Consider the following 24,054-nt stretch of genomic DNA (forward strand, 5'->3'; position numbering starts at 1 on the left):
CGGGTGGGCTGGGATCCTTGTCGGGTGCAGGGTCGCTCTGATGATCAGCGTGAGTTGCTGGATGTGGAGTCGGTCGCCGGGCATTTGCTGAAGCCGGGCAGCGTGTTCGCGTTCCTGGCCGCGCATCGGGCCCGGCTGTTCGCCCCGGAGCTGTTCGCCGACCTGTTTCCCACCCGCCGCGGCCGGCCGAGTGTGCCGCCGGAGGTGGTGGCCACGGTGCTGGTTCTGCAGGCCCTGCACGGCCTGTCGGACCGGGAAGCTGTCGAGGCACTCACGTTCGATCTGCGGTGGAAAGCCGCCTGCGGGCTGGCGATCACCGACACCGCGTTCGACGCCTCGACGCTGACCTACTGGCGACGCCGGCTGGCCGCCTCGAACAGCCCGAACCGCATCTTCGAGACCGTCGCCGCGGTGGTCGCCGAGACTGGTGCGGTGGCGGGGAAGACCCGCCGGGCGCTGGACTCGACGATTCTGGATGACGCGGTGGCCCGCCAGGACACCGTGACCCAGCTGATCGCCGCGATCCGCCGGGTCGCCCGCGACGTCGGTGCCGGCGCCGAGGTCGTCACGGCGGTCACCACGAGCGGGCATGACTACTCCCACCCGGGCAAGCCGCAGATCGCCTGGGACGACCCCGCGGCCCGTGACGAGCTGGTCTCCGCGTTGGTCAACGACGCGTTGGCGGTACTCGCCGAGCTGGAGACGCGCCACCCCGGCGGGGCCGGGCTCGACGAGCGCGCCAGTCAGGCGGTGGCGTTGTTGGCGCTGGTCGCCGGGCAGGACGTCGAGCCTGCCGAGGGCTCCGATGGCACCGACGGGCGCTGGCGCATCGCGACCAAGGTGGCCCCGGACCGGGTGATCTCCACCGTCGATCCCGACACCCGCCACGCGCACAAGTCCCGGGAGCGCCGCCAGGACGGCTACCGCGCGCACGTGGTGGTCGAGCCCGACACCGGGCTGATCACCAACACCAGGCTCACCCAAGCCTCGGGCCCGGACAACAGCGACGCCACTGTCGGTATCGCCCTGCTCACCGGCGACCCCAACCTCGAGGCCGCCGCCAGCGAGCCGGGCGAGGCGCTGGAGGTGCTGGCCGACTCGGCCTACGGCACCGGCGACGCCCTGGCCGCGCTCGCCGCGGCCGGGCACACCGCGGTGATCAAGCCGTGGCCGCTGCGCCCGACCGTCCCCGGCGGGTTCACCATCGACGACTTCACCCACGATCCGGCCGCGAGCACCATGACCTGCCCGAACGGGATCACCCGCCCGATCACTGCGAGCGGAGCAGCGATCTTCGGGGCGCACTGCCGCGACTGCCCACTGCGCGCGCAATGCACCACCGCCACCTACGGGCGCACCCTGCACCTCGGGCCGCACCACGCGCTGCAACGAGCACACCGCGCCCGGGCGAGCACCCCCGAGCACCTCGAGTCCTACCGTCGGCACCGGCCCATGGTCGAGCGCTCCATCGCCTGGCTGACCCGCGGCAACCGGCGCGTCCCCCACCGCGGCGTGGTCAAGAACAACGCCTGGCTGCACACCCGCGTCGCCGCGCTCAACCTCCGCCGAATGATCACCTTCGGACTGCACCTCGACCACGGCCGATGGGCCCTGGCCGCAAGCTGATCCGAGGACCCAGCCGACTACCGGCCCGGCTACGGCCTCGACAGCCCATCAACAACCCGCCACTATCAGCGCCGGGCGGGGCGACCTCTTGTCGCACCCACGGGTGCTGACCGCAGCACGACTGCCGAGGCGCCCCGCCCACCAACCCACTTCTTCAGCGGGCTCCTAGGCCCTCCGCGGCCCCGCCCGACGAACGAACGGCGCTCTCGCTGCTTCCGTAGCAGCGAGAGCGCCGTTCTTTCGCTCCGGACGCGCGCGGACGCCGGGAGGCGCTGCTCCGGACGGGCGAGTCTCAGTGCGGCAGCGTCGGCAGACCGCGGGAGACCATGTCCCGGGCGCCCTCGAGCGTCCCGTCGCCGACCCAGGTGTTCGGGTCGAGCTGCGAGACGTTCCAGCCGCCGGGCCGCACGCGGGTGGAGTACAGGAACGTGTCCTTGTTCTCCACCCACTGGATCTCGTAGTCGATCGTCGAGGGGCCCGCGGAGCTCCAGCGCCAGGCGGCGCCGGACCCGCGGGACGTCTCGTGGATCTCGACGCCGTCCACCTCGATGGCCATGCCCACCCCTTCCGGCTCGGAATGAGCCGTTCGGAGCAGCAATCTACCGCCCGTCCGGCCTGACCAGCAGGACCGGTCAGGCGGCCGAGTGCGGCGCCCACCCCTCCCGGGTGAGGGCGCCCACGATGCGGACGGCCTCGCGGCGGTGCGCCTCGGCCTGGTGCGTGGTCCAGCTCCACTGCTCGCACTCGGCGTGCAGGAGGTGGCAGACGACGGTGACGGCGTGCTCGCGGTCGTCCGCGGTGACCGCCGCGGGCGTCGGGCGCGCGCCCGGCCGCATCAGCTGGGCGACGGGCGAGTGGGCGGGGACAGCACTCATGACGGACCTCCCCCTGCGGTCGTCGGCGCACCGGCGACCCGGGTCGTGTGCGGCGGCGACGTCGACGCGCTGGCTGACGATCCGAGGGTGACCGCAGCGGATCCCGGGGGAAACGACAGGGGACCCAGGCCACAGGGCCGGTGACGGGGACGTTCGCCACAGCGACGGACCGCGCAGGCCCTGCATGATGACCGCCATGGCCACAGCGAGGGAGCCGGCGGCCGGCTGGACCGTGGAGCTCGACGACACCCCCGGGCGTCGTCAGGCGCAGGAGGAGTTCCTGCTCCACCACCCCGACGGCACCGAGGAACGGATCACGCTGCACGACTACGCGCGGGTCTACGACGTGCCCGGGCTGTACGAGGAGGTCGTCCAGCGCCGCCTGGAGTGCGCGTCGCCCGGGACGGTCGCGGGCGCGCTCGTCGAGGCCGCGGAGGCCGAGGGCCGCCCGGTCGGGGAGCTGCGCGCCTTCGACCTCGGCGCCGGCAACGGCGTCGTCGGCGAGGAGCTGCGCGACCGGGGCGTCACCGTCGTCGCCGGCGCCGACGGCATCCCCGAGGCCCGCGACGCCGCGCACCGCGACCGACCGGGGCTCTACCGGCACTACCTCGTCGGCGAGCGGCTCGACGTCGAGCAGGTGACGCAGCTGGTGCGCGACGAGGCCCTCACCGCGCTCGTCGCGGCCGGTGCCGTCGGCGAGGGCCACGTCCCGGTGGACGCCCTCGCGCAGCTGTGGGAGGCGTTCCCGCCCGGGTCGTTCCTCGCGCTCACCCTGGCCGGCGGGGAGGCCGACCACGACATCACCGACGTCGAGGCGATGATCGAGGCGACCGCCGGCTCGGCCCACCCGTCGCACATCGTCGTGCGGCGCCGGTTCCGGCACCGGGTGAGCATGGCCGGGAACGACCTGTACTACCTCGTGCTCGTCGCGGTGAAGCGCTAGTCCCGGACGACCGTCAGCCGCGGTCGGATCGCGGGCGGGGTGACCGCGGGACGGCTGGGCTGCGGGCCGGGCCGGGCCCCGTGGTGCGGGCTGCGCCGGTGCCGGCGGGGGCGCGTGGCGCCGACCAGGCCGACGAGGTCGTTGACGAGGTCGTCGGCGAGCTCCTCGGACAGCACGCCACCGCCGGCGTAGTCGTCGAGGACGTCGAGCCCGCGGCGCCACTGGGTGGCCGCCGCGACCGCGTCCTCGAGCGCGCCGTTCTCGTCGCTGATCATCGCGGACGACGTTAGCCCTGGTGACGGGCCCTTCTCGCGCTCGGTGATCCCATGGAGTGACCACTCGACCGAGGCGTCGCCGGGCCACGCCCCGGCTCGGGATCACTCGTCCGTCGGCGTGTCGGGCCCGGCGTGGCGGCGCCACCCGGGGATCACGGAACGGAGCAGACGGGTGCGCCCTGCGTCCGGGTGGGCCACGATGATCGCGTGGAGAATCACGCGACGCGACCCCACCACGTCGCCGTCGTCGGTTCCGGGCCGTCGGGCTTCTACGCCGCGGCCGCGCTACTGGACGCGGCCGAATCGGATGCCGGGCTGGACGTGCGGGTGGACATGTTCGACCGGCTGGCCACGCCCTGGGGCCTGGTCCGTGCGGGGGTCGCCCCCGACCACCCGAAGATCAAGTCGGTGTCGGCGCAGTACGACAGGACCGCCCGCCGCGAGGGCTTCCGGTTCTTCGGGCACGTGCACCTCGGGGAGGACATCAACCGCGACGAGCTGCTCGAGCGCTACGACGCCGTGGTCTACGCCGTCGGCTCGCAGACCGAGCGCCGCCTGGGCATCCCCGGCGAGGACCTGCCCGGCAGCATCGCCTCGGTCGACTTCGTGGGCTGGTACAACGGCCACCCCGACCACGTCGACCTCGCGCCGCCGCTGGACACCGAGCGCGCGGTGGTCATCGGGGCCGGCAACGTCGCCCTCGACGTCGCACGGATGGTGCTGCTGCCCGAGGCCGACCTGCGCGCCACCGACACCGCCGACCACGCCCTCGACGCGCTCGTCGCCTCGAGCGTGCGCGAGGCCCTGATCTGCGGGCGCCGCGGGCCGCGCGAGGCCGCGTTCACCACCACCGAGCTGCGCGAGCTGAACGACATCGAGGGTCTGTCCGTCGTCGCCGACCCCGCGCAGGTCCCCGCCGGCATCGCCGACGACGACACGCTCGGCAAGGCCACCCGCCGCAACCTGGAGATCCTGCGCGGGTTCGCCGAGCACGCCCCCGACCCCGACGCGCGGCACCGGATGGAGTTCCGCTTCTACCGGTCGCCGGTCGAGCTGCGGGGGGACGACCGCGTCGAGGAGATCGTGCTCGGCGTCAACCGGCTCGAGACCGGCGAGGACGGCCGCACGCGCGCCGTCGACACCGGCGAGCGGGAGACCGTCGCGACCGGGCTGGTGCTGCGCGCCGTCGGCTACCGCGGGATGGCGCTGCCCGGCGTCCCGTTCGACGACGAGACGGGCACGGTGCCCCACGAGGAGGGCCGCATCACCGGCCGCGACCGCGAGTACGTCGTCGGCTGGATCAAGCGCGGGCCCACCGGGATCATCGGCACGAACAAGAAGGACGCGAACGAGACCGTCCGCCACCTCGTCGCGGACCTGGCCGGGCGCGAGCCCGCCGAGCGCGACGACGACCACCACGCGGCCGTCGAGAGCTGGCTGCGCGAGCGCTGCACCGACCTCGTCGACCAGACCGGGTGGGAGGCCATCGACGCCCACGAGCGCGGGCGCGGAGAGCCGCACGGCCGGCCGCGGGTGAAGGTCGTCGACCGCACGGAGTTCACGAAGCTCAGCCGCCCCTGACGCAGCGAACGCGCTGCTCGCTGCTTCTACGCGCGCGAAGTCCGCGCTCGCGAGGCCGAGGAGCCGGACGTGGTCGCGGTCACCGCCGGGGGCATGACCGCGCCCTCGGTGACCGCGACCACACCTCGCTCCGGCCGGACATGGTGTCACTGTTACCTTGGGTATCACCTACTGCAGGTAACGGTGACCTCGAGTCCGGCCAGGAGGAGACATGACGACCGCGGAGCAGGACGCCGTGCACCGTGAGCACCGCGAGCACCGCGAGCACCGGACGGACGTCGCGGAACGGCTGCTCGACTCGTCCGACCAGCTGTCGTACGACCCGCTGCGCGAGGTCGACTGGGACAGCCCGGTCGACCCGCTGCACCACGGTGCGAGCCCGGAGTGGAGCACGCTCTACGGCACCGCCTACTGGGACGAGATGACCGAGGAGCAGCGCGCGGCCCTGACCCGCCAGGAGGCGGCGTCGGTCGCGAGCACCGGCATCTGGTTCGAGATGATCCTGCAGCAGATGGTCATCCGGGACTTCTACGCGAAGGACCCGACGGACCCGGCGTTCCAGTGGGCGCTGACCGAGATCGCCGACGAGTGCCGGCACTCGATCATGTTCGCCCGCGGGGCGGAGAAGCTCGGTGCCCCCGCGTACCGCCCGCCGCGCCACGTCATCGAGGGCGGGCGCGTGTTCAAGACCCTCGCGAGGGGCGAGGCCGCCTACGCCGCGATCCTCGTGGCCGAGGAGGTCCTCGACGTCATGCAGCGCGACTGGATGCGCGACGAGCGCGTCGCCCCGTTCGCGCGCACGATCAACAACATCCACGTGGTCGAGGAGGCGCGCCACATGCGCTTCGCCCGCGAGGAGACCCGCGAGCGCCTGCAGGGCGCGAGCGCGCTGCGCCGCCAGTTCGACGCGCTCGTCGTCGCCTTCGCCGGCTTCTTCATCGTCACGAGCATGTGGAACGGCAAGGTCTACGAGAACGCGGGCCTGGACCCGAAGCGCGCGCGCCGCGAGGCGAAGCGCAACCAGAACCACCGGGCGCTGCTGCGCTCGAGCTGCGCGGGGCTGATGGAGTTCCTCGCCTCGGCCGGGCTGCTCACCGCGCCGGCGAAGGTGCTCTACCGCGCCGCGCACGTCCTGTAGACGGCGCGCCGTGCCGTACGCGATCACGCAGTTGTGCTGCACGGACGCCTCGTGCGTCACGGCGTGCCCGGTCAACTGCATCCACCCGACGCCCGACGAGCCCGACTTCGGCACCACCGACATGCTCTACGTCGACCCGCGCACGTGCATCGACTGCGGGGCGTGCGCGGAGGTGTGCCCGGTCGACGCGGTGTTCCCGGCCGAGGTGCTCACCGGCGCGCTCGCGGACTACCCCGCGATCAACGCCGAGCACTTCGCCGGCACCGAGCCGGCGGGGCCGCCGGAGGGCTCGCCGCTGTTCCACGCGTGGGGGCCGGTGCGGTTCGACCGGGTGCTGCCGGCGGACTTCCCGACCCTCGACGTCGCGGTGGTCGGCAGCGGGCCCGCCGGGATGTACACGGTGCAGGACCTGCTGCTGCACACCACGGCGAAGGTCACGCTCTACGACCGGCTGCCGGTCGCGGGCGGGCTCGTGCGCTTCGGCGTCGCCCCCGACCACCCCGGCACCAAGCGGATCGGCGAGTCGTTCGCCCGCTACCACGACCACCACCGGCTGCGGCTGCGGCTCGGTGTCGAGGTCGGCCACGACGTCAGCGGGGCGAGCGGAGCGACGGGGGCATCGATCACGGCCGAGGAGCTGGCGCGGCGCCACGACGCGGTGATCTACGCCGTGGGCGCCCCGACGGCCCGGACGCTGGGCGTGCCCGGCGAGGACCTGCCCGGACACCTGGCGTCGACCACCGTCGTCGGTTGGTACAACGGCCACCCCGAGATCGACGCCGGCGCGGTGCCGGTGGACACGCTGGACCCGGCGCGGGTCGTCGTGGTCGGTACCGGCAACGTCGCGCTCGACATCGCGCGGGTCCTCGCCGCCGACCCGGCCCGTCTCGCCGGCTCCTTCGACGCGGCGGTACACGAGCGGCTGCGGGCGAGCCGGGTGCGCGAGGTGGTGCTGCTCGCGCGGCGGGGCCCGGAGCACGCCGCCTACACGCGCGGCGAGCTGCTCGCCCTGCTGCGCCGCGACGACCTCGACGTCGTTGTCGACGACCACGACCCGCGGGTCGGTGCGGCCATCGACGCCGCGGGGCCCCGGGACCACGCCGCGCTGCTGCAGGGCGTGCCGCGGGTGCGGGTCGACGACGTCCCCCCGCCCGGCGACCGCCGGCGGATCGTCCTGCGCTTCCACGCCCCGCCGAGGGCCCTGGTCGGCGACGACCGGGTGACGGCGGTCCGTGTGGGCGGGCCAGACGGGTCCGCGGAGCTCGCGACCGGTCTGGTCGTGCGGGCGATCGGCCACCGCGGGCGCCCGCTCGCGGGCCTGCCGTTCGACGAGGAGACCGGCACGGTGCCGAACCGGGCCGGGCGCGTCGAGGGACGCCCGGGCACCTACGTCGTCGGCTGGATCAAGCGCGGTCCCGGCGGCGGCATCGGCACCAACCGCCGCGACGCCGCCGAGACCGTGGCCGCCCTCGTCGAGGACGGCAAGCAGCACCTCGTCGGCACCAGACCCCGCCGCCGGGGCTTCCTGCGCCGCGCTTGATGTGAGCACTTTCCTGCCCTATAGGGCAGGAAAGTGCTCACATGGGCAGGGTCAGACTGCGATCCGGCATTCCGCCACGGCCTCGGGTGTCGCGAGCACGGTGGCGACGTGCACGCCGACGTGGTGGCGGATCTCGGCGTCCAGGTCGCCGAGGCGGCGCAGGAACACCCCGCCGACGCCGCGGGTGCGGATGTCGGCGTCGATGTCCTCGCTGCACACGGGATCGACGTCGATCTCCACCGCGCCCGGCGCGGCGCGGCCGACGAGGCCCACGCGGACCACGAGGTCGACCTCCGCCGGGATCGAGCGCGAGCCGACGACGACGGTGACGTCGAGGGCGACCGGGACGCAGACGATCACGCGGGTGACCCCGTCGCGCCAGGCGGTCAGCCGCCCGACCCGGCCGGTGGCCGACGCGGTGGCCATGCCGTGCGGGCCGGCGGGGACGGGGCCGAAGTCGACGGTCGGCCCGATCAGGCCGGTGACGACGGCGACCGCGCGCTGCGGGGTGGCGACGGCCAGGACCTCGTCGAGCGACAGGCCGTGTGCGGCGGCCTCCCGCTCGGCGATCGCCCGGCCCTCGGCGCGCTCGCCGGGGGCCGCCATCAGAGCGCCCCGACCGTGAACGGCGGCGTCGACGTGCCCGCGAGCCGATAGCGGCCCCACGGGTCGACGTCGGAGAGCTCGCCGTCGGCGGCGCCCGACGGCGTGGTGACGCGGGCGGCGTGCTTCTTCCCGCCCAGCGCCGCGTGCAGCGCGTCGTGCGCCGCCACGCGCCCGTACCAGTGGTAGCGGCCGTCGAGGGGTTCGAAGTGCCCCACGAGCGTCACGTCGACGGCGTAGGGGACGCCGTCGACGACGAGGGTGGCCGGCCCGCGGTGGCCGTCCTCGTCGTGCTCGTCGTGGTGGTCGTGCCGGTCGTGCTCGGGTGTTGCCGCTGGCGTCATCGCTCCCGGCTCCTCACTGCTCGATCGGTACTGCCCCCGGTGGCCGTGCGACCACCGGCCCGACCGGTGCCCGGCGGCGCCGGGACCCGGTCGCTGCCCGCTCGGAGCTGGACCACCTTGTTGATCTCGAGCGGGACGTTGGGGTCGATCGTGACGCCGTGCTGGCGGGCGAAGCCGTCGATGGCCGCCCACACCAGCGTCGTCAGGTACTCGGTGACGCTCTCACGGCTCATGGACTGGCGGTCGAGCCACCACTCCGCCGTGTTCTGCACGAACCCGACGACGCCGTGGGCCCACGGCTCGGCGGGTCCGGAGTCGAGGCCGAAGGCCCGCAGGTAGTCGCCCAGCATCGCCGACAGCGCGGTCGCGATGATCTCCTTGTCCTCGCGCACCACGTCGTTGCCGCGGCCGTCGATCGGCGTGTGCCGGGCGAGCACCCAGTAGAGGTTCGGGTAGTCGTCCAGCGTCCCGAAGAAGGCGTCGATCGACTTGCGGATGCGCGGGAGCGGCGCCTCCTCGCTGTTCAGCGCGGGGATCAGCCGGTCCAGGAGGATCTCGGTGGCCCGCTCGCCCATCGCCTCGACGAGGTCGGCCTTGTCGGAGAAGTGCCGGTAGAGCACCGGCTTGGTGACGCCGGCCTCGAGCGCGACCTGCTCGATGCCGAAGTCCGGCCCGACGTCGGCGAGCACCCGCATCGCGGCCTCGACGAACTCCGCCCGGCGCTCGGCCCGGTGCTTCTCCCAGCGCGTGCGACGCCCGTCACGCGAGGGGGCGTTCCCGGGGCGGTTCGGCTTGACATCGTCCGGCACGGTTCCGCAGGCTACCACCAGTTACAGTTACCACGGGTAAGACGTACAGCGAGTGCGGGTTACCTCGTGTTCCAGACAGGCACCGGCCAGCAGGAGGACCCCCAGCCATGAGCGCCCCCACGGCGGACCGCCACGCAGCCGATCGCCATGTCACGGCCGCGCGGCTGCTGAAGTCGTCCGCGAAGAAGTCGTACGACCCGGCGGTCGACATCGACTGGGACGCCCCGCTGCCCACCGACAAGATCTGGGTGCCCGAGCACCGGATCTCGCTCTACGGCACCGAGCTCTGGGAGCGGATGACGCCCGAGCAGCGCGTCGAGCTCGGCAAGCACGAGGCCTGCAGCGTCGCCTCGGTCGGCCTGTGGTTCGAGGTCCTGCTCATGCAGCGCCTGCTCAAGGACTTCTACGCCGAGGACCCGACGACGCCGCGCGCCCAGTTCGCGCTCACCGAGGTCGCCGACGAGTGCCGCCACTCGCAGATGTTCGCGCGCATGGTCGAGACCGCCGGGGTCGAGCCCTACGGGCCGCGGGAGTCGATCCGCCGGCTCGGCAAGCTGTTCTCGGTGGTCAGCTGGGGGCCGGCGGCCTACGGCGCGATCCTCGTCGCCGAGGAGGTGCTCGACCGGCTGCAGCGCGAGCAGGCCGAGGACGAGCGCATCCAGCCGCTCATGCGCCAGGTCAACCGCATCCACATCATGGAGGAGGCGCGCCACGTCTCCTTCGCCCGCGACGAGGTCACCCGCGGGATGGCGCAGCTCTCGCGCGCGGAGAAGGCCTACCAGCGCTTCATCATCGCCTACATCTCGATGTTCGTGACGCGCAGCCTCATCAACCCCAAGGTCTACGCCGCCGTCGGCATCGACCCCGCCGAGGGCCGCCGCGCCGCGCTGGGCAACCCCCACCACCACGAGATGATCCGGTGGGCCGGCGAGAAGATCATGCCGTTCCTCGACCAGGCGGGTCTCGTCGGTCGCCCGGGCATGACCTGGTGGCGCCGGTCGTTCCTGCTGGGTGAGAGCTGAGCACCGGCACGTCGAGGGGAGCCGCGTGGTGCGGGAGAAGGTCGACCGGTTCGCCACCCCGGACGGCACGCGGCTGCGTGTCGGCGACGCCGGGGAGGACGGTCGTGACGGCCGCCCGACGCTCGTGCTGGTGCACGGGTGGTCGCAGGACCTGCGGACGTGGGACCGGGTCGTCGACGACCTGCGCCGCACGGGCATCGGGTCCCGCATCGTGCGCTACGACCACCGCGGTCACGGCGGGTCCGACGCCGCGCCCGAGGACACGGCGACCATCGGCACCGCCGCCGACGACCTCGCCGCGCTGATCCGTGACCGCATCCCCGACGGCCCGCTCGTGCTGGCCGGCCACTCCATGGGGGGCATGACGCTCATGGCCCTGGCCGAGCGCCATCCCGAGCTGGTGGCCGAGCGGGTCGTCGGGGTCGCCTTCGTGGCCACCGCCAGCGACGACATGGACCGGCTCGACCTCGGGCTCTCCGGCCGGCCGGGCCGGCTCGTGGCCCGCGGGGAGCACCTGCTCGTCCCGCTGACCGCCCGCCTCGGTCACCGCGCGCCCGCCGGGGAGATCGGCGACGTCGGCCGCGCCGGCGGCTCCCGCCCGCGCGCCCGCGCCACGGCGATCGCGGGGGTCGTCCGCGCGCTGGTCTTCGGCCGGCGCCCCCGCCGGGCCGACGTCCTGTCCGTCGCCGAGCAGGCCCTCGCGGCGCACCCGCCGAGCGTCGCGGCGTTCCGGATGTCGATCGCCGAGCACCGCCGGCGACCGTTCCTCACCGCGCTGCGGGGCACGCCGACCGTCGTGCTCGTCGGCGACCACGACCGGCTCTGCCCCCAGCGCCACGCGCGGGCGATCGCGGAGGCGCTGCCCGACGCCCGGATCGTGCTGCTGCCCGGCGCCGGGCACATGATCAACCTCGAGCGCGCCGACGAGGTCGCCGCGCACCTCGCCGGGCTCCTCGCAGCGCCGGCCGCCCCCACCGCCGTCATCACCGAGGAGGACACCGCCCGTGGCGAGCCCGTCGACGCCTGAGCCGGTCGCCGACCGGGGCCGCGTCCACGAGGTGGTCGTCGTCGGCTCCGGGTTCGCCGGGCTCGCCCAGCTCCTCGCGCTGCGCCGCGCCGGCGTCACCGACGTCGTCCTGCTCGAGAAGGCCGACGCGCTGGGCGGCACGTGGCGCGACAACACCTATCCCGGGTGCGCGTGCGACATCCCGTCGCACATGTACTCGCTCTCGACCGTCCCGAACCCCGACTGGTCGCGGTCCTACTCCCCGCAGCCGGAGATCCGCGCCTACCTCGAGCGGGTCACCGACGACGAGGACCTGCGCGGGCACGTGCGCTTCGGCCAGGAGATGACCGGCGCGACGTGGGACGAGGAGCGCCGCACCTGGACGGTGCACACCCGCGCCGGGCGCACCTGGACCGCCCGGTTCCTCGTGTCCGGGGTCGGCGCGCTCCACCTGCCGAAGACGCCGGACCTGCCCGGCGCCGACACCTTCACCGGGGCCTCCTTCCACTCCGCCCGCTGGGACCACGACGTCGACCTGCGCGGCCGGAAGGTCGCGGTGATCGGCACCGGGGCGAGCGCGATCCAGTTCGTCCCGCGGATCGCCGGGGTCGCCGCGGAGGTGCAGCTCTACCAGCGCACGCCGGCCTGGGTGCTGCCCAAGGGCGACCGGCCGCTGTCGGGCGCGCGCCGGCGCTTCCTCACCCGCCACCCGGGCGTGCACCGCGCCTACCGCGCGGCGATGTACGCGGCGCTGGAGTCGCGGGCGGTCGGCTTCCACGCGAACCCGGCGCTGCTGCGGCCCGTCGAGTGGCTCGCGACGAAGAACATCGAGCGTTCGATCGACGACCCGGAGCTGGTCGCGAAGCTGACCCCGGACTACTCGATCGGCTGCAAGCGGGTGCTGGTCTCCAACGACTACTACCCGGCGCTCGCGCGGCCCGACGTCGACGTGGTCACCAGCGGCGTCCGCGAGGTGCGCGCCTCCTCGATCGTCGACGCCGACGGGGTCGAGCGCGACGTCGACGTGATCATCTACGGCACGGGCTTCCACGTCACCGACGCCTACGACGGCCTCGCGATCACCGGTCGCGGCGGGCGGACGCTGCGCGAGACCTGGGCCGCCGAGGGCATGGCCACGCACCTGGGGATGACGGTCACCGACTTCCCCAACCTCTTCCTCCTGCTCGGCCCCAACACCGGCCTCGGCCACCACTCGGTCGTGTTCATGATCGAGTGCCAGACGCGCTACGTCGCGCAGGCGATCACGGCGGTGCACGCGAGCGGCATGGGCGGGCTCGACGTCCGCGCCGAGGTCCAGCAGCGCTCCAACGCCGCGGTGCAGCACCGCCTGCAGAAGGGCATCTGGACCCGCGGCGGGTGCACGAGCTGGTACCTGGACGCCGCCGGGATCAACCGCACGATCTGGCCCGGGTTCACCGTGCGGTACTGGTGGGAGACCCGGCGCTTCGACCCGACCGACTTCGAGCTCTTCGGCCGCGCGGCCGACGCGGTGGACGGGGTCGAGCAGGCCGGCGGGCAGGCGGGCGGCCGGGCGGGGGCGGACACCGCGGCACCGGGCGGCACGCCACCCGCGGCCGTCAGCGTGGGCGCCGGGACCGAGGGCCGGAGGGCCTGAGCCGGCCACCCCCGCCGCGCCGGGTCAGGCGCCCCGCCGCCGGATGAGCCCCTCCTGCACGACGGACGCGACGAGCACCCCGTCGCGCGTGTAGAAGCGGCCCGCCGCGAGACCCCGCCCGCCGCCGGCGCTCGGCGACTCCTGGACGTAGAGCAGCCACTCGTCCGCGCGGAACGGGCGGTGGAACCAGACGGCGTGGTCGAGGCTCGCGAGGCTGACCTCGCCGGAGGCCGCCCCGCCGACGACGTGCGGGAACACCGCCGCCTCGAGCAGCGTCAGGTCGCTGGCGTAGGTCAGGACGCACACGTGCAGCAGGCGCCCGCCGGACGATCCCGGGTCGGGCAGCTCCCCGTCGGCGCGCACCCACACGCGGTTGCGCGGGTCGCGGTCCTCGGTCTCGTCCCACGGCGAGTGGTCGACGTAGCGGACGTCGAGCGGCCAGGTCAGCGCCCGGCCCGTCGTCGTGTGGGCGGGCTCGTCGCGCGGCGCCGGCGGCATGTCGCGGCGGGGGAAGCCGTCGGGCGCGGGCGTCTCGGGCATCGGCGCCTGGTGGTCGACGCCCTGTTCGGGACGTTGGAACGACGCCGACATCGTGAAGATCGTCTCGCCGTGCTGGACGGCGGTGACGCGGCGCGTCGTGAAGGAGCGCCCGTCGCGGGTGCGGTCGACCTCGTAGACGATCGGGGCGAACGGGTCGCCGGGGCGCAGGAAGTACCCGTGCAGCGAGTGCACGTCCCGGTCGTCGTCGACGGTGCGCCCGGCCGCCACCATCGCCTGCCCGGCGACCTGACCCCCGAAGACGCGCAGCAGCGACTCGCGGGGGCTCCGGCCCCGGAAGATGTCGCGCTCGATGCGCTCGAGGTCGAGCACGTCGTCGACGAGCTCCCGCAGCGCCTGCCCCACACCGACCGCCTCTCGTCCCGCCGACCGGCGGTCATCGTCGCGCACGACCGGCCGAGCGCGCCCCCGACCCGTCACCCAGCGCGTCGGTGGCGCTCGCTACATCGAGACCGCCGTTCGGGTTGCATGATCGTCCGCGCCGACGCCGCGCGATCGATCCGCTAGGCCGACAGAGCCTGAACGCCTGCCCGAACGGGTCACGGACCGCAGCGTCGAGCAGCAGAGCGCGAGCACTCACCGTCACCGAAATTCGGCTTCCCGATTCCCTGCGTAACCGTCCCGTGACCGGCTCGTTGACCCCCTGACGTCACCCCCGGGACCCATCGAGGCCCCGGGCGGTGGCTTCGCGAGGACGCACCGTCCGCAGTCCGTGCCCGCAGCAGGCGGGCGGACCCATCCGGTCGTCCCGCTCCCCGACACAGCACGACGAGGAGTTCACGTGATCAAGAAGCTGGGTGTCGTGACGGTCGGCGTGGCCGCCGGCCTCATGGCCGCCGCCCCGTTCGCCTCCGCCACCGAGGGTGGGCACCACCACGACGGCGAGCACAAGAGCTCCGGCTCCTGCAACGTCACCGGCGGCTCGTCGGAGGCCAACGGCGGCATCGACGGTGACTCGGTCCTCGGCAACGCCCTGGTGCAGGCGCCGGTGGGTGGCGCCAACGCGCTCAACATCGTCTGCAACGACATCCTCAACGGCAACGCCAGCGGCAACAACATCGGCGTCGACGTCCTCTAGAGCACGGCGCGACGAGCGGAGGGGCCGCGCGGACGCGTGGCCCTCCCGGCGGGTCAGGACTCGATCCGTCACCGGCACGACCACCCGAGCAGTACCGACGATCTCCCTGGGGGAACCATGTTCAAGAAGGCCGGCGTCGTCACCGTCGCCGTCACCGCGGGTCTGCTCGCGGCCGCGCCCTTCGCCTCGGCCGGCGAGGCGCACAGCGACGACCACGACCACGACCACAAGAAGAAGAGCCACCACCACGACGACAGCTCCGACTGCAACGTCACCGGCGGCTCGGCCGAGGCCAACGGCGGCATCGGCGGCGACGCGCTCCTGGGCAACGTCCTCGCCCAGGCGCCGGTCGGTGGGGCCAACATCGGCAACATCGTCTGCAACGAGATCCTGAACGACAACCTCAGCGGCAACAACGTCGCGCTCGACCTGCTCTGAGGTCCTGACGACGTCCGTCAGCTCCGCGAAGGCCCGGCCATCCGATCGGTGGCCGGGCCTTCGTGCGTTCCGGGATCGTCCCTGCGCACGCCCCGATCGGGCGTCAGCCCGGGCGAGGACGTCACCAACGCGTCCCGTCCTCGTTGCTCCGTTCGAGGCGGGCTCGGCCATTCGGTCCCGCCGCCGCTCCCCCGACACCATCTGGAGTTCTCGTGCTGAAGAAGCTGGGCGTCGTCACCGTCGGCGTCACCGCAGGCCTCATGGTCGCCGCGCCGTTCGCCTCCGCCCACGAGTCGGGTCACGACTCCCACCACGACTCGGACCACGAGCGCCACGGCGCGGAGAGCTCGGACTGCAACGTCACGGGCGGCTCGGCCGAGGCCAACGGCGGCATCGACGGCGACTCGTTCGCCGGCAACGTCCTCGCGCAGGCCCCGGTCGGTGGCGCCAACGCGCTGAACGTCGTCTGCAACGACATCCTCAACGACAACGTCAGCGGCAACACCGTCGACGTCGAGATCGGCGGCGGCCTCCTCCCCGGGCTGCCCGAGCTCCCGCTGTAGGTCCCGACGGACTCCCCGAAGGCCCGGTCACCACGCGGTGGCCGGGCCTTCGTGCTGTCGGGGCCCTCCCGGCACCGTGTCCCTCGATCGGGCGACCCGGGGCGTCGGGTCGTGCCGTCGACGTCCCGCCCTCGTTGAGCCGTCCGAGGCGTGCCCGAGCGCTCTTCATCCGCTCGGCCGACGCCCGCTCCCCGACAGACACTCCTGGAGTTCGCATGCTGAAGAAGATGGGCGTCGTCACCGTCGGCGTCACCGCCGGCCTGATGGCCGCCGCGCCGTTCGCCTCCGCCACCGAGGGCGGCCACCACCACGACGGCGAGCACCAGAGCTCCGGCTCCTGCAACGTCACCGGCGGCTCGGCCGAGGCCAACGGCGGCATCGACGGCGACTCGTTCGCCGGCAACCTGCTCGCGCAGGCCCCGGTCGGTGGCGCCAACGCCCTGAACATCGTCTGCAACGACATCCTCAACGACAACCTCAGCGGCAACACCGTCGAGGTCAGCGTCCTCAGCGCGGACGAGGACGAGGCCGAGGAGGGCGACGAGGTCGACATCGACCCCGACGACATCGACGGCAACGGGATCCCGGACGCCGACGAGGCTCTGGCCATCACCTGACCGGTCCTCCCGACGCGGACCACGACGGCCCGGCCACCCCACGGGTGGCCGGGCCGTCGTCTGTCCGCGTCCTGCATCGGCGCCGTGTTCCCGGATCTCCATCCCACGATCGGGGGCATCGGGACGAGAAGCGGTAACACGGGCATGACCACCTCGTTGAGCCGTCCGAGCGTGGGGGCGTACTCCCCAGCCATCCAGCCCACGCCGCTCCCCGACACACCTCAGGAGAACTCGTGCTGAAGAAGCTCAGCGTCGTCACCGTCGGCGTCTCGGCGGGCCTCATGGTCGCCGCCCCGTTCGCCTCCGCCCACGAGGGCCACGACGGTCACCACGGTCACCACGACGCCAGCGCCAACTGCAACGTCACCGGCGGCTCGGCCGAGGCCAACGGCGGCATCGACGGCGACTCGTTCCTGGGCAACGCCCTCGTGCAGGCCCCGGTCGGCGGCGCCAACCTGGCCAACATCGTCTGCAACGACATCCTCAACGACAACCTCAGCGGCAACGTCGTCGACGTGAGCGTGCTGAGCCCCGAGGCCGAGGTCCCGGTCGAGGAGGTCCCGGACGGGGAGGTCCCCGACGGCGAGACCCCGGAGCTCCCGGAGTTCCCCGTCTCCTGAGCTGTTCCTGACGGACCCGGAGGCCCGGTCACCGCGCGGTGGCCGGGCCTTCGTCCGTTCCGGGCCCGAGGTTGATCCCCCGTTCGGGTTCATCTCGCCCCGCTGGATCACGACGACATCACGGGCTCGTTGAGCCATCCGATACCCACGGCGCCGCGCTCCTCCACCGTCCGGCGCCGGGGACCCCGACACACCACTGGAGATCCTCGTGCTGAAGAAGCTGGGCGTCGTCACCGTCGGCGTCACCGCCGGCCTGCTCGCCGCCGCGCCGTTCGCGTCGGCCGAGTCGCACATCGACGAGAACGACAACGTCACGTCCGAGGGCAGCAACATCGGCGTCGACACCGGCAACCGCATCGGCCAGGGCAACGGCCAGGGCAACGTCTTCAACGGCGTCGAGGTGCCCGGCCTGCCGGACGCGCCGACCCTGCCCGCGCTGCCGCCGCTGTCCGACTTCCTGCCCGAGCTGCTGAGCCAGTTCGAGCTCCCGGGCATCCCTGCCTGAGGCAGGCTCCCGCACGACGACGGGCCCGGTCCACCACACGGTGGGCCGGGCCCGTCCGCGTCTCCGGACCGTCAGCGCCCGACGGTCGCCGGGGTGTCAGCGAAGTGCCGTTCCTGACGATCAGTGTCCGTATTCTTCCGTCGATCACCGCGGTCGCCGGGCGCCACGGCGCCGTCCGGCACGACGACGACCGGGCAGGGGCCGTCCTCGAACAGCGCCCGGTCGGCGCTCGGCGAGGTGAGCGCGGCCAGCGCCCCGCCCCGCGGGCGCCCGACGACGACCGCGCGGGCGTGGTGGCGCCGGGCCACCGCGACCAGCGCGCCCCCGACGCCGTCGTGGGCGACGACGGGCGCGAGGGTCTCGGCGGTCACCGTCGCGCTCCGGCCGACGGCCTCCCGGGCGGCGTCCAGGGACCGCTCGAGGCCGGGCCCGGCGTCGGTGTCGGCAGCGGCCGCGGCGTCCACCACCGCGCTCTCGGGGACGTGCACGACGACCAGCGGCGCGTCGAGCAGCGTCGCGAGCCGCCCGCCCGCCGCGGCGACGGCCGGGGCGTGCGGCGCTCCGTCGACGGCGACGAGGACCGGGCGCTCGGTCTCGTCCGGCACCGAGCCGGACCCCACCGTCACCGCGCCGGTCTCCACGCGCCGCAGCAGGCGGTGGGCGGTGGCGAGCACCAGCGCCCCGAGGGCGACGACCGCCGCGCCCACCCAGAACGGTGTGCTCGGCAGGAACGCCTCGGCGAGCATGCCCGCGACCCAGGGGGCGAGCCCGCCGCCGAGGAAGCGCACGAAGCTGTAGGACGCCGAGGCCACCGGGCGCTCGACCGGCGCCACGGACATGACGGCCTGGGTGACCAGCGTGTTGTTGAGGCCGATCATCGCGCCGGCGACGATCACCGCGCCGATGACGACGCCCGGGGTGTCGTTCCCGACCGCGATGACGAGCAGGTCGACCGCGAGCAGCCCGAGCACGAAGTACAGGACGCGCACGGTGCCGAAGCGCCGCTCGAGGGCCGGGGCGACGAACACCGCGAAGATCGCGACGAGCACGCCCCAGGCCGTGAAGACGCCGCCGAGGCCGAGCTCGGAGAGACCGCCCATCGAGTACGGCGAGTACGCGAGCAGCGTGAAGAAGCCCCAGTTGTAGGCGAACGCGGTGAGGGCGATCGTCGCGAGGCTGCGGTGGCGCAGCGCCCTGAGCGGGTCGAACAGCCCGATCCTCCGGGCCGGTCTCGGGGTCCTGTCGAGCAGCACCAGTGTCGCGATCAGCGCGACCGCCATGAGGACGGCGACGCCGAAGAACGGCGCCCGCCAGCTCACGGACCCGAGCAGGCCGCCGACCAGCGGCCCGAGCGCGATGCCGACCCCGAGCGCGGTCTCGTAGAGGATGATCGCGCCCGCGAACCCGCCGCTCGCGGAGGCGACGATGACCGCCAGCGAGGTGGCGATGAACAGGGCGTTGCCCAGGCCCCAGCCGGCCCGGAAGCCGACGATCTCGCCGATGGATCCGGACGCCCCGGCGAGGGCGGCGAAGACGACGATGACGGTCAGGCCGGTCAGCAGCGTCGCCTTGGCGCCGATGCGGCTGGAGACCCAGCCGGTGACGAGCATGGCGACCGCGGTGATGAGCAGGTAGCTCGTGAACAGCAGCGAGACCTGCGCGGGCGTGGCCTCGAGCTGCTCGGCGAGCGCGGGCAGGATCGGGTCGACCAGCCCGATCCCCATGAAGCTGATGACGCAGGCGAAGGCGACGGCCCAGACGGCCTTCGGCTGGCGGAACGGGCTGTCGGTGGACGTGCTCACGACGCTCCTCGCGAGGGGTCGGCGGGGGTGAGGGTCAGGCGTGACAGGGCACCGGCGGCGGCGTCGACGGCGGCGCGGTCCTCGGGGCCGAGCTGGTCGAGGAGGTCCGCCAGCCGCGAGGCACGGCGGGTGCGCCGCGCGAGCAGGACCTCGCGGCCCGCGTCGGTCAGCGTCACGACCACCGCGCGCCGGTCGCTCGGGTCGTCGCCGCGGGTGGCGAGGCCGTCACGCTCCAGGCGCGTGACCAGCGCGGTCATGCTCGGCTGCGTGACGCCCTCGCGGACGGCGAGGTCGGAGAGGCGCTGGGGCCCGTCGCGGTCGAGCGTCGCGAGCGTGGAGGCCGTCGTCAGGCTGAGGTCACGGCTCGCGGTGGAGCGGATCACCCACGCCGCGAAGGCGTCGAGCGCGGCGGCGGTGGCCAGACGCGCGTCGGTCGGTGCGGTCACCAGAACGTTGTATCAGCTAACTATGTTCTACGCCGAGAGGTCGGCCCCGATCGCGGGTCGTGCGGGTCAGGAGTCGAACGAGAGCAGCGACGGGGAGGACGACCCGCTCTCGCCGAACGAGAGCAGCGACGTCGCGCCCGAGACCGTGTTCCCGAGGCCGCCGACGACGCCACCGAGCAGGCCGCCGCCGCGCCCGCCGCCCGCGTCCTCCGAGCCGCCGGAGCTCCCCGAGCCGCCCGAGCTCTCCGAGGCCCCCGACCCACCGGACCCGCCCGAGCCCCCGGCTCCCGCCCCGGCACCGCCGGAGCCGGAGGCGCCGCCGACGCCCCCGCCCGAGCCCCGAGAGCCCTGGGCGCCGCCGCCGGAGCCGGAGCCGCCGGCACGGACCGGGGCATCCGCGTCGGTGCCGGTGTCGCGCACGGCGCTCGCCGTGCGCGCGGAGCCCTCGGCACGTGCCGCCCGGCGGACGGGTGCCTCGGCCTCGGCCCCGCCGCGGCCGGCGCCGACCGTGCCGCCGACCGTGCCGCCGGACTGACCGAGGGCGACGGGGTCGCCGGTCGAGGCGAGGTCGAGCACTCCGACCGGGGCCGCCGGCAGCCCGGGCGTGCCGGGTGACGCGGCGGCGGGGCCCGCGGTGGTGCCGCCGGCGCCCGGGGCGGGCGGTGCCAGCGGGGCGTCGGAGCTCACCGGGCTCATCACCACGGAGCCGATGCCGATGGCGCCGACGGTGGCGACCAGCGGGAGCGCGCCGAGCGCGACCCGGGCGCGCGCCGCGGACGACGCCCCCATCTGGTGCCTGCCCATGCCTGGCTCCCCGTCCGTTCGCCCCGCCGGTCCGTTCGGTGAGAAGCGCACCACCGATCGGGTGAGTGCTCCTCCGGAACGCTCAACGGGCATCACGACCGGAAGTTACGGACACGGGCCGTCCGGGCTTGAGTCGACCGATGAGGTGAACCCCCGCCGTCACGCCACCCGGGCGTACCGGTTGGACCCGGGGGCGGTCCGGCCACAGACTGTGCGCCCGGCGGAGCGTCGACGAGGAGGTCACCACCGTGAAGCAGCTGTCGGGCCTGGACTCGGTGTTCCTGGACGCGGAAGACGATCACCAGTTCACCCACGTCAGCCAGCTGTTGATCCTCCAGCGGCCCGACGACGAGGCCTTCGAGCCCTACCCGGCCTGGCGCCGCCAGCTCGCCGACCGCATCCACCAGCTCGAGCCGCTGCGCCGGCGGCTGGTGGAGGTGCCCTTCGGGCTCGACCACCCCTACTGGATCGCCGACCCGGACTTCGACCTCGACTTCCACGTCCGCCACAGCGCCGTCCCGCCGCCCGGCGGCGACGGGGAGCTCGACGAGCTCGTCGGCCGGCTCGTCGCGGCGCCCATGGACCGCGACCACCCGCTGTGGGTCTCGCACGTCATCGAGGGCCTCGCCGGCGACCGCTTCGCGATCCTCACGATGATCCACCACAGCGCGGTCGACGGGGCTGCGGGCGCGGACCTGCTCGAGCTCATGCTCGAGGACTCCCCCGACGCCGACCGTCCCACCCAGGCCGGGCGGTGGCGCGCCGAGAGCCCGCCGTCGACCGCCGAGGTACTCGCCCGCGCGGCGGTCAACGGCGTCCGGCGCCCCGCCCGCGGGCTGCTGCTCGCGGCCCGCGCCGGCCAGAAGCTGGCCCGCGCCTCCCGGAGCCCGGCGGCGATCGACCTGGCCGACAAGGTGCGCGGGACGCTGCGGGGTCCGCTGGGGTCGGTGCTCAACGCCGGACGCGCCCGCGACGAGGACGGCCGCCTGCCCCGGCTGCCGCCGCTCGTGGCGCCCTCGACCCCGTTCAACCACCCGATCAGCCGCTACCGGCGCTTCGCGCACCGGTCGCTGCCGCTGGCCGAGGTCAAGGCCGTCGGGAAGCAGGCCGGGGCGACGATCAACGACGTCGTCGTCGCCCTGTGCGGGGGCGGGCTGCGGCGCTGGCTGACCGAGCGGGGCGAGCTGCCCGACCAGCCGCTGACCGCCCTCATCCCCGTCTCGCTGCGCAGCGGCGACGAGGAGGAGCGCTGGACCAACCGCGTCTCGGGCACCATCGCCGCCCTGCCGACCGACCTCGACGGCCCCCTCGAGCGCCTGCGCGGCGCGCACGAGGCGCTGCACCTCGCCAAGGAGGTCTTCAAGGCGCTGCCCGGCGAGCTCGCGCCCGACGTCGCGGGGCTCGGGACGCCGCTGGCGACCACGGCGGTCAGCCGGGCGGTGACCCGCTGGTCGACCGCGGCACCCGCGCCGTTCAACCTCGTCGTCTCCAACGTGCCCGGCCCGACCGACCCGCTCTACGTCGGACCGGCACCCATGCGCCACTACGTGCCGGTCTCCGCGATCGCCGACGGCGTCGGGCTCAACATCACGGTGCAGAGCTACGTCGACCAGCTCGACATCGGCCTGCTCGCCTGCGCCGAGTTGATCGGAGACCTGGCCGACCTCGCCGACGCCGTGGTCGCGGAGTTCGATCTCCTGCGCGACGCGGTCGGGTCCGCGGAGGAGCCCGCATGACCGCGGTCGACCGGCTGGCGCCGCTGCTCGACGTGCCGCTGCCCGCGGACGTCGGCGCGCCGTACGTCGACCTCGTCGACGGTCGGCCCGGATCGCGCGGTCGCATCCAGGACCTGTGGGAGTCCGGTGGCGGCGCCGGGTTCTACGACCTCGTGCTCGCCGGCGGCGACCACCTCCGCGAGCGCGTCCCCGGGCTCGTCGGCGGCGCGGTCGTGCGCGACTTCTACGACGTCACCCGCCGCCTCGACCTCGTCGGTGGCGAGACCGTGCTCGACCTCGCCTGCGGGCCCGGCACGCTGACCCGGCACCTCGCCGACGCCGTGGGTCCCGACGGGCTGGTGGTGGGCGCCGACCTGTCGCCGCCGATGCTGCGGCGCGCGGCGCGGGCGGTGCGGGCGGCGAACACGGTGTTCGTCCGCGCCGACGCGATGGCGCTGCCGCTGCGCGACGGCGCGGTCGAGGCCGTGTGCTGCTCGCTGTGCCTGCAGCTCGTGCCCGATCTCGACACCGCGCTGGCCCAGATCCGGCGCGTCCTCGGTCCCGGGGGCCGGCTCACCGCCACCGTCCCGACCCACGGCCGCGGCCCGCTGCGTCTCTACACCGAGCTGCTCGCACGGGGCGGTCAGGCCCGGCTGTTCGGCCGCGGCGAGCTCGCCGACGCCCTCGTGCGCCACGGCTTCGTGCGGGTCGCGACGCGGTGGGGGACGCTCATCGAGATCGTGGACGCCGTCGCCCCGGGAGCAGCGCCCCCGCGAGGGTGACGACGCCGGTGGTGGCGACGACGACGCCGACCGCCGCGACGACGTCGCTGGGCCGGTGCCAGCCGGCGACCATCGTGGCGACGCCCGCGATGCCGGTGAGCGCGAGCGCCACCAGGGCCGCGAGCGGGCGCAGCGCCCGCGGCACGACCAGCACGAGCGCCACCCCGAGCGACGCCACGAGCGTGACGTGGCCGCTGGGCAGGGAGTTGCCCTCAGCGGTGCCGGGGCGGACGAGGCCCGCCTTGAGCAGCTGGGTCACGACCTGGGCGCCGAGCACCAGCGCGACGACGGCGAGGGCCCGGTCACCCCGGCCGCGGGCCAGCGCCACCCCGCCGAGGACGAACACGGCGAGCGCGACCGTCGGGACCCCGACGAGCTCGAGCACCCGCAGCCCCTCGCCACGCAGGCCGACGCCGGTGGCGGTCTCGAAGGCGGCGTCGTCGAGGGCCCGCCCGGCCGGGTCGAGGACGGCGAGCACGTAGGACCCGACGACCGTCGCGGCCCCGAGCAGCACCGCCAGCACGCTCGCGACCCGCGCGCGCAGGCCGTTCCACGCGCGCGGTGCGTCGAGCAGGGGCACCGTCGGCGCGGCCGCGAGCGGGATCACGCTCTCCACGCTCCGCCGGGGCGGTGTGGGCGGCCTGACGAGCGGCTGTGACGGGGCTGAGAACACGACGACGGCCGGGTCCCGCTCCCCAGGGGACCCGGCCGTCGTCTCGCGAGCCGTC

General features: G+C 74.3%; 27 protein-coding genes. 16 read left to right on the top strand and 11 right to left on the bottom strand.

Annotation, left to right across the window (positions count from 1 at the left end):
• The first annotated feature begins 24 nt into the window (after positions 1-24).
• On the top strand, positions 25-1,626 hold the full coding sequence (locus ACYX4T_RS16060; protein WP_476010294.1) for an IS1182 family transposase: 1,602 nt from the start codon (positions 25-27) through the stop codon (positions 1,624-1,626).
• A 292-nt stretch (positions 1,627-1,918) separates the two neighbouring features.
• On the opposite strand, the gene ACYX4T_RS16065 is transcribed toward ACYX4T_RS16060, so the two are convergent.
• Positions 1,919-2,182, bottom strand: coding sequence for a hypothetical protein (locus ACYX4T_RS16065; protein ID WP_274235032.1), 264 nt, complete (start codon positions 2,180-2,182; stop codon positions 1,919-1,921).
• Between the two features lie 76 nt (positions 2,183-2,258).
• Complete coding sequence (locus tag ACYX4T_RS16070; protein WP_476010295.1) at positions 2,259-2,501, bottom strand: hypothetical protein; 243 nt, start codon at positions 2,499-2,501, stop codon at positions 2,259-2,261.
• Positions 2,502-2,697: 196 nt separating this feature from the next.
• Here ACYX4T_RS16070 and ACYX4T_RS16075 point away from each other — a divergent pair, with 196 nt between their 5' ends.
• Positions 2,698-3,444: a class I SAM-dependent methyltransferase gene (locus tag ACYX4T_RS16075; protein WP_476010296.1), complete on the top strand. Its 747-nt coding sequence runs from the start codon at positions 2,698-2,700 to the stop codon at positions 3,442-3,444.
• Here the strand turns inward: ACYX4T_RS16075 and ACYX4T_RS16080 are convergent.
• Positions 3,441-3,719 carry a hypothetical protein gene (locus tag ACYX4T_RS16080; protein ID WP_476010297.1) on the bottom strand — a complete coding sequence of 93 codons (279 nt, stop codon included), beginning with the start codon at positions 3,717-3,719 and terminating at the stop codon, positions 3,441-3,443. The genes ACYX4T_RS16075 and ACYX4T_RS16080 overlap by 4 nt on opposite strands.
• Positions 3,720-3,926: 207 nt before the next feature.
• On the opposite strand from ACYX4T_RS16080, the gene ACYX4T_RS16085 reads away from it, so the two are divergent.
• From ACYX4T_RS16085 to ACYX4T_RS16095, 3 genes are all read left to right on the top strand, one after another.
• On the top strand, positions 3,927-5,300 hold the full coding sequence (locus tag ACYX4T_RS16085; RefSeq protein ID WP_476010298.1) for an FAD-dependent oxidoreductase: 1,374 nt from the start codon (positions 3,927-3,929) through the stop codon (positions 5,298-5,300).
• A 211-nt stretch (positions 5,301-5,511) separates the two neighbouring features.
• Positions 5,512-6,438 carry an AurF N-oxygenase family protein gene (locus tag ACYX4T_RS16090; RefSeq protein ID WP_476010299.1) on the top strand — a complete coding sequence of 309 codons (927 nt, stop codon included), beginning with the start codon at positions 5,512-5,514 and terminating at the stop codon, positions 6,436-6,438.
• A 10-nt stretch (positions 6,439-6,448) separates the two neighbouring features.
• Positions 6,449-7,978, top strand: coding sequence for an FAD-dependent oxidoreductase (locus ACYX4T_RS16095; protein WP_476010300.1), 1,530 nt, complete (start codon positions 6,449-6,451; stop codon positions 7,976-7,978).
• Positions 7,979-8,029: 51 nt separating this feature from the next.
• Here ACYX4T_RS16095 and ACYX4T_RS16100 read toward each other — a convergent pair whose 3' ends face one another.
• The 3 genes from ACYX4T_RS16100 to ACYX4T_RS16110 are packed head-to-tail and all read right to left on the bottom strand — an operon-like array spanning position 8,030 to position 9,734.
• Positions 8,030-8,584 (bottom strand): hypothetical protein, encoded by a 555-nt coding sequence (locus ACYX4T_RS16100; RefSeq protein WP_476010301.1) that lies wholly within the window; start codon positions 8,582-8,584, stop codon positions 8,030-8,032.
• Positions 8,584-8,925: a DUF4873 domain-containing protein gene (locus ACYX4T_RS16105; RefSeq protein WP_476010302.1), complete on the bottom strand. Its 342-nt coding sequence runs from the start codon at positions 8,923-8,925 to the stop codon at positions 8,584-8,586. Before ACYX4T_RS16105 ends, ACYX4T_RS16100 begins: the two co-directional genes overlap by 1 nt.
• Entirely contained in the window at positions 8,922-9,734 is an 813-nt protein-coding gene (locus ACYX4T_RS16110) for a TetR/AcrR family transcriptional regulator (protein WP_476010303.1), read from the bottom strand. Before ACYX4T_RS16110 ends, ACYX4T_RS16105 begins: the two co-directional genes overlap by 4 nt.
• Before the next feature lie 107 nt (positions 9,735-9,841).
• Between ACYX4T_RS16110 and ACYX4T_RS16115 the strand changes: the two genes are divergently transcribed.
• The 3 genes from ACYX4T_RS16115 to ACYX4T_RS16125 are packed head-to-tail and all read left to right on the top strand — an operon-like array spanning position 9,842 to position 13,398.
• Entirely contained in the window at positions 9,842-10,756 is a 915-nt protein-coding gene (locus ACYX4T_RS16115) for an AurF N-oxygenase family protein (RefSeq protein WP_476010304.1), read from the top strand.
• A 28-nt stretch (positions 10,757-10,784) separates the two neighbouring features.
• Positions 10,785-11,783, top strand: a complete 999-nt coding sequence (locus ACYX4T_RS16120; protein ID WP_476010305.1) for an alpha/beta fold hydrolase — start codon at positions 10,785-10,787, stop codon at positions 11,781-11,783.
• Complete coding sequence (locus tag ACYX4T_RS16125) at positions 11,761-13,398, top strand: flavin-containing monooxygenase (RefSeq protein ID WP_476010306.1); 1,638 nt, start codon at positions 11,761-11,763, stop codon at positions 13,396-13,398. The genes ACYX4T_RS16120 and ACYX4T_RS16125 overlap by 23 nt, the downstream gene beginning before the upstream one ends.
• A gap of 24 nt (positions 13,399-13,422) precedes the next feature.
• Here ACYX4T_RS16125 and ACYX4T_RS16130 read toward each other — a convergent pair whose 3' ends face one another.
• Positions 13,423-14,301 (bottom strand): acyl-CoA thioesterase, encoded by an 879-nt coding sequence (locus ACYX4T_RS16130; RefSeq protein ID WP_476010307.1) that lies wholly within the window; start codon positions 14,299-14,301, stop codon positions 13,423-13,425.
• A 436-nt stretch (positions 14,302-14,737) separates the two neighbouring features.
• Between ACYX4T_RS16130 and ACYX4T_RS16135 the strand changes: the two genes are divergently transcribed.
• From ACYX4T_RS16135 to ACYX4T_RS16160, 6 genes are all read left to right on the top strand, one after another.
• The gene (locus ACYX4T_RS16135; RefSeq protein WP_476010308.1) at positions 14,738-15,034 is read left to right on the top strand and encodes a hypothetical protein; all 297 of its coding nucleotides are present in this window, start codon (positions 14,738-14,740) and stop codon (positions 15,032-15,034) included.
• A 117-nt stretch (positions 15,035-15,151) separates the two neighbouring features.
• Positions 15,152-15,472 carry a hypothetical protein gene (locus ACYX4T_RS16140; protein ID WP_476010309.1) on the top strand — a complete coding sequence of 107 codons (321 nt, stop codon included), beginning with the start codon at positions 15,152-15,154 and terminating at the stop codon, positions 15,470-15,472.
• 212 nt (positions 15,473-15,684) lie between these two features.
• Positions 15,685-16,035: a hypothetical protein gene (locus ACYX4T_RS16145; RefSeq protein WP_476010310.1), complete on the top strand. Its 351-nt coding sequence runs from the start codon at positions 15,685-15,687 to the stop codon at positions 16,033-16,035.
• A 215-nt stretch (positions 16,036-16,250) separates the two neighbouring features.
• Positions 16,251-16,652: a hypothetical protein gene (locus ACYX4T_RS16150; RefSeq protein WP_476010311.1), complete on the top strand. Its 402-nt coding sequence runs from the start codon at positions 16,251-16,253 to the stop codon at positions 16,650-16,652.
• A gap of 233 nt (positions 16,653-16,885) precedes the next feature.
• Complete coding sequence (locus ACYX4T_RS16155; protein WP_476010312.1) at positions 16,886-17,272, top strand: hypothetical protein; 387 nt, start codon at positions 16,886-16,888, stop codon at positions 17,270-17,272.
• 208 nt (positions 17,273-17,480) lie between these two features.
• Positions 17,481-17,777 (top strand): hypothetical protein, encoded by a 297-nt coding sequence (locus ACYX4T_RS16160; RefSeq protein WP_476010313.1) that lies wholly within the window; start codon positions 17,481-17,483, stop codon positions 17,775-17,777.
• Positions 17,778-17,848: 71 nt separating this feature from the next.
• Here the strand turns inward: ACYX4T_RS16160 and ACYX4T_RS16165 are convergent, their stop codons facing one another.
• The 3 genes from ACYX4T_RS16165 to ACYX4T_RS16175 form a co-directional block, all read right to left on the bottom strand.
• Positions 17,849-19,579, bottom strand: coding sequence for an MFS transporter (locus ACYX4T_RS16165; RefSeq protein WP_476010314.1), 1,731 nt, complete (start codon positions 19,577-19,579; stop codon positions 17,849-17,851).
• A complete protein-coding gene (locus ACYX4T_RS16170; protein ID WP_476010315.1) occupies positions 19,576-20,025 on the bottom strand; it encodes a MarR family transcriptional regulator in 450 nt (149 codons plus the stop codon). The genes ACYX4T_RS16165 and ACYX4T_RS16170 overlap by 4 nt, the downstream gene beginning before the upstream one ends.
• A 66-nt stretch (positions 20,026-20,091) precedes the next feature.
• The gene (locus tag ACYX4T_RS16175) at positions 20,092-20,829 is read right to left on the bottom strand and encodes a hypothetical protein (protein ID WP_476010316.1); all 738 of its coding nucleotides are present in this window, start codon (positions 20,827-20,829) and stop codon (positions 20,092-20,094) included.
• 248 nt (positions 20,830-21,077) lie between these two features.
• On the opposite strand from ACYX4T_RS16175, the gene ACYX4T_RS16180 reads away from it, so the two are divergent.
• Both ACYX4T_RS16180 and ACYX4T_RS16185 read left to right on the top strand, forming a co-directional pair.
• A complete protein-coding gene (locus ACYX4T_RS16180; protein WP_476010317.1) occupies positions 21,078-22,565 on the top strand; it encodes a WS/DGAT/MGAT family O-acyltransferase in 1,488 nt (495 codons plus the stop codon).
• The gene (locus ACYX4T_RS16185) at positions 22,562-23,326 is read left to right on the top strand and encodes a class I SAM-dependent methyltransferase (RefSeq protein WP_476010318.1); all 765 of its coding nucleotides are present in this window, start codon (positions 22,562-22,564) and stop codon (positions 23,324-23,326) included. The genes ACYX4T_RS16180 and ACYX4T_RS16185 overlap by 4 nt, the downstream gene beginning before the upstream one ends.
• Here ACYX4T_RS16185 and ACYX4T_RS16190 read toward each other — a convergent pair.
• Entirely contained in the window at positions 23,274-23,933 is a 660-nt protein-coding gene (locus ACYX4T_RS16190; RefSeq protein WP_476010319.1) for a phosphatase PAP2 family protein, read from the bottom strand. The genes ACYX4T_RS16185 and ACYX4T_RS16190 overlap by 53 nt on opposite strands.
• Positions 23,934-24,054 lie beyond the last annotated feature (121 nt).

The organism is Actinomycetospora sp. ABD4_176, from assembly GCF_056311855.1.

Coding starts and splice junctions, on each gene's coding strand:
- ACYX4T_RS16150 (WP_476010311.1), top strand. CDS start 16,251: ATGCTGAAGAAGATGGGCGTCGTCACCGTCGGCGTCACCGCCGGCCTG.
- ACYX4T_RS16075 (WP_476010296.1), top strand. CDS start 2,698: ATGGCCACAGCGAGGGAGCCGGCGGCCGGCTGGACCGTGGAGCTCGAC.
- ACYX4T_RS16100 (WP_476010301.1), bottom strand. CDS start 8,584: ATGGCGGCCCCCGGCGAGCGCGCCGAGGGCCGGGCGATCGCCGAGCGG.
- ACYX4T_RS16175 (WP_476010316.1), bottom strand. CDS start 20,829: ATGGGCAGGCACCAGATGGGGGCGTCGTCCGCGGCGCGCGCCCGGGTC.
- ACYX4T_RS16105 (WP_476010302.1), bottom strand. CDS start 8,925: ATGACGCCAGCGGCAACACCCGAGCACGACCGGCACGACCACCACGAC.
- ACYX4T_RS16185 (WP_476010318.1), top strand. CDS start 22,562: ATGACCGCGGTCGACCGGCTGGCGCCGCTGCTCGACGTGCCGCTGCCC.
- ACYX4T_RS16065 (WP_274235032.1), bottom strand. CDS start 2,182: ATGGCCATCGAGGTGGACGGCGTCGAGATCCACGAGACGTCCCGCGGG.
- ACYX4T_RS16115 (WP_476010304.1), top strand. CDS start 9,842: ATGAGCGCCCCCACGGCGGACCGCCACGCAGCCGATCGCCATGTCACG.
- ACYX4T_RS16080 (WP_476010297.1), bottom strand. CDS start 3,719: ATGATCAGCGACGAGAACGGCGCGCTCGAGGACGCGGTCGCGGCGGCC.
- ACYX4T_RS16090 (WP_476010299.1), top strand. CDS start 5,512: ATGACGACCGCGGAGCAGGACGCCGTGCACCGTGAGCACCGCGAGCAC.
- ACYX4T_RS16070 (WP_476010295.1), bottom strand. CDS start 2,501: ATGAGTGCTGTCCCCGCCCACTCGCCCGTCGCCCAGCTGATGCGGCCG.
- ACYX4T_RS16140 (WP_476010309.1), top strand. CDS start 15,152: ATGTTCAAGAAGGCCGGCGTCGTCACCGTCGCCGTCACCGCGGGTCTG.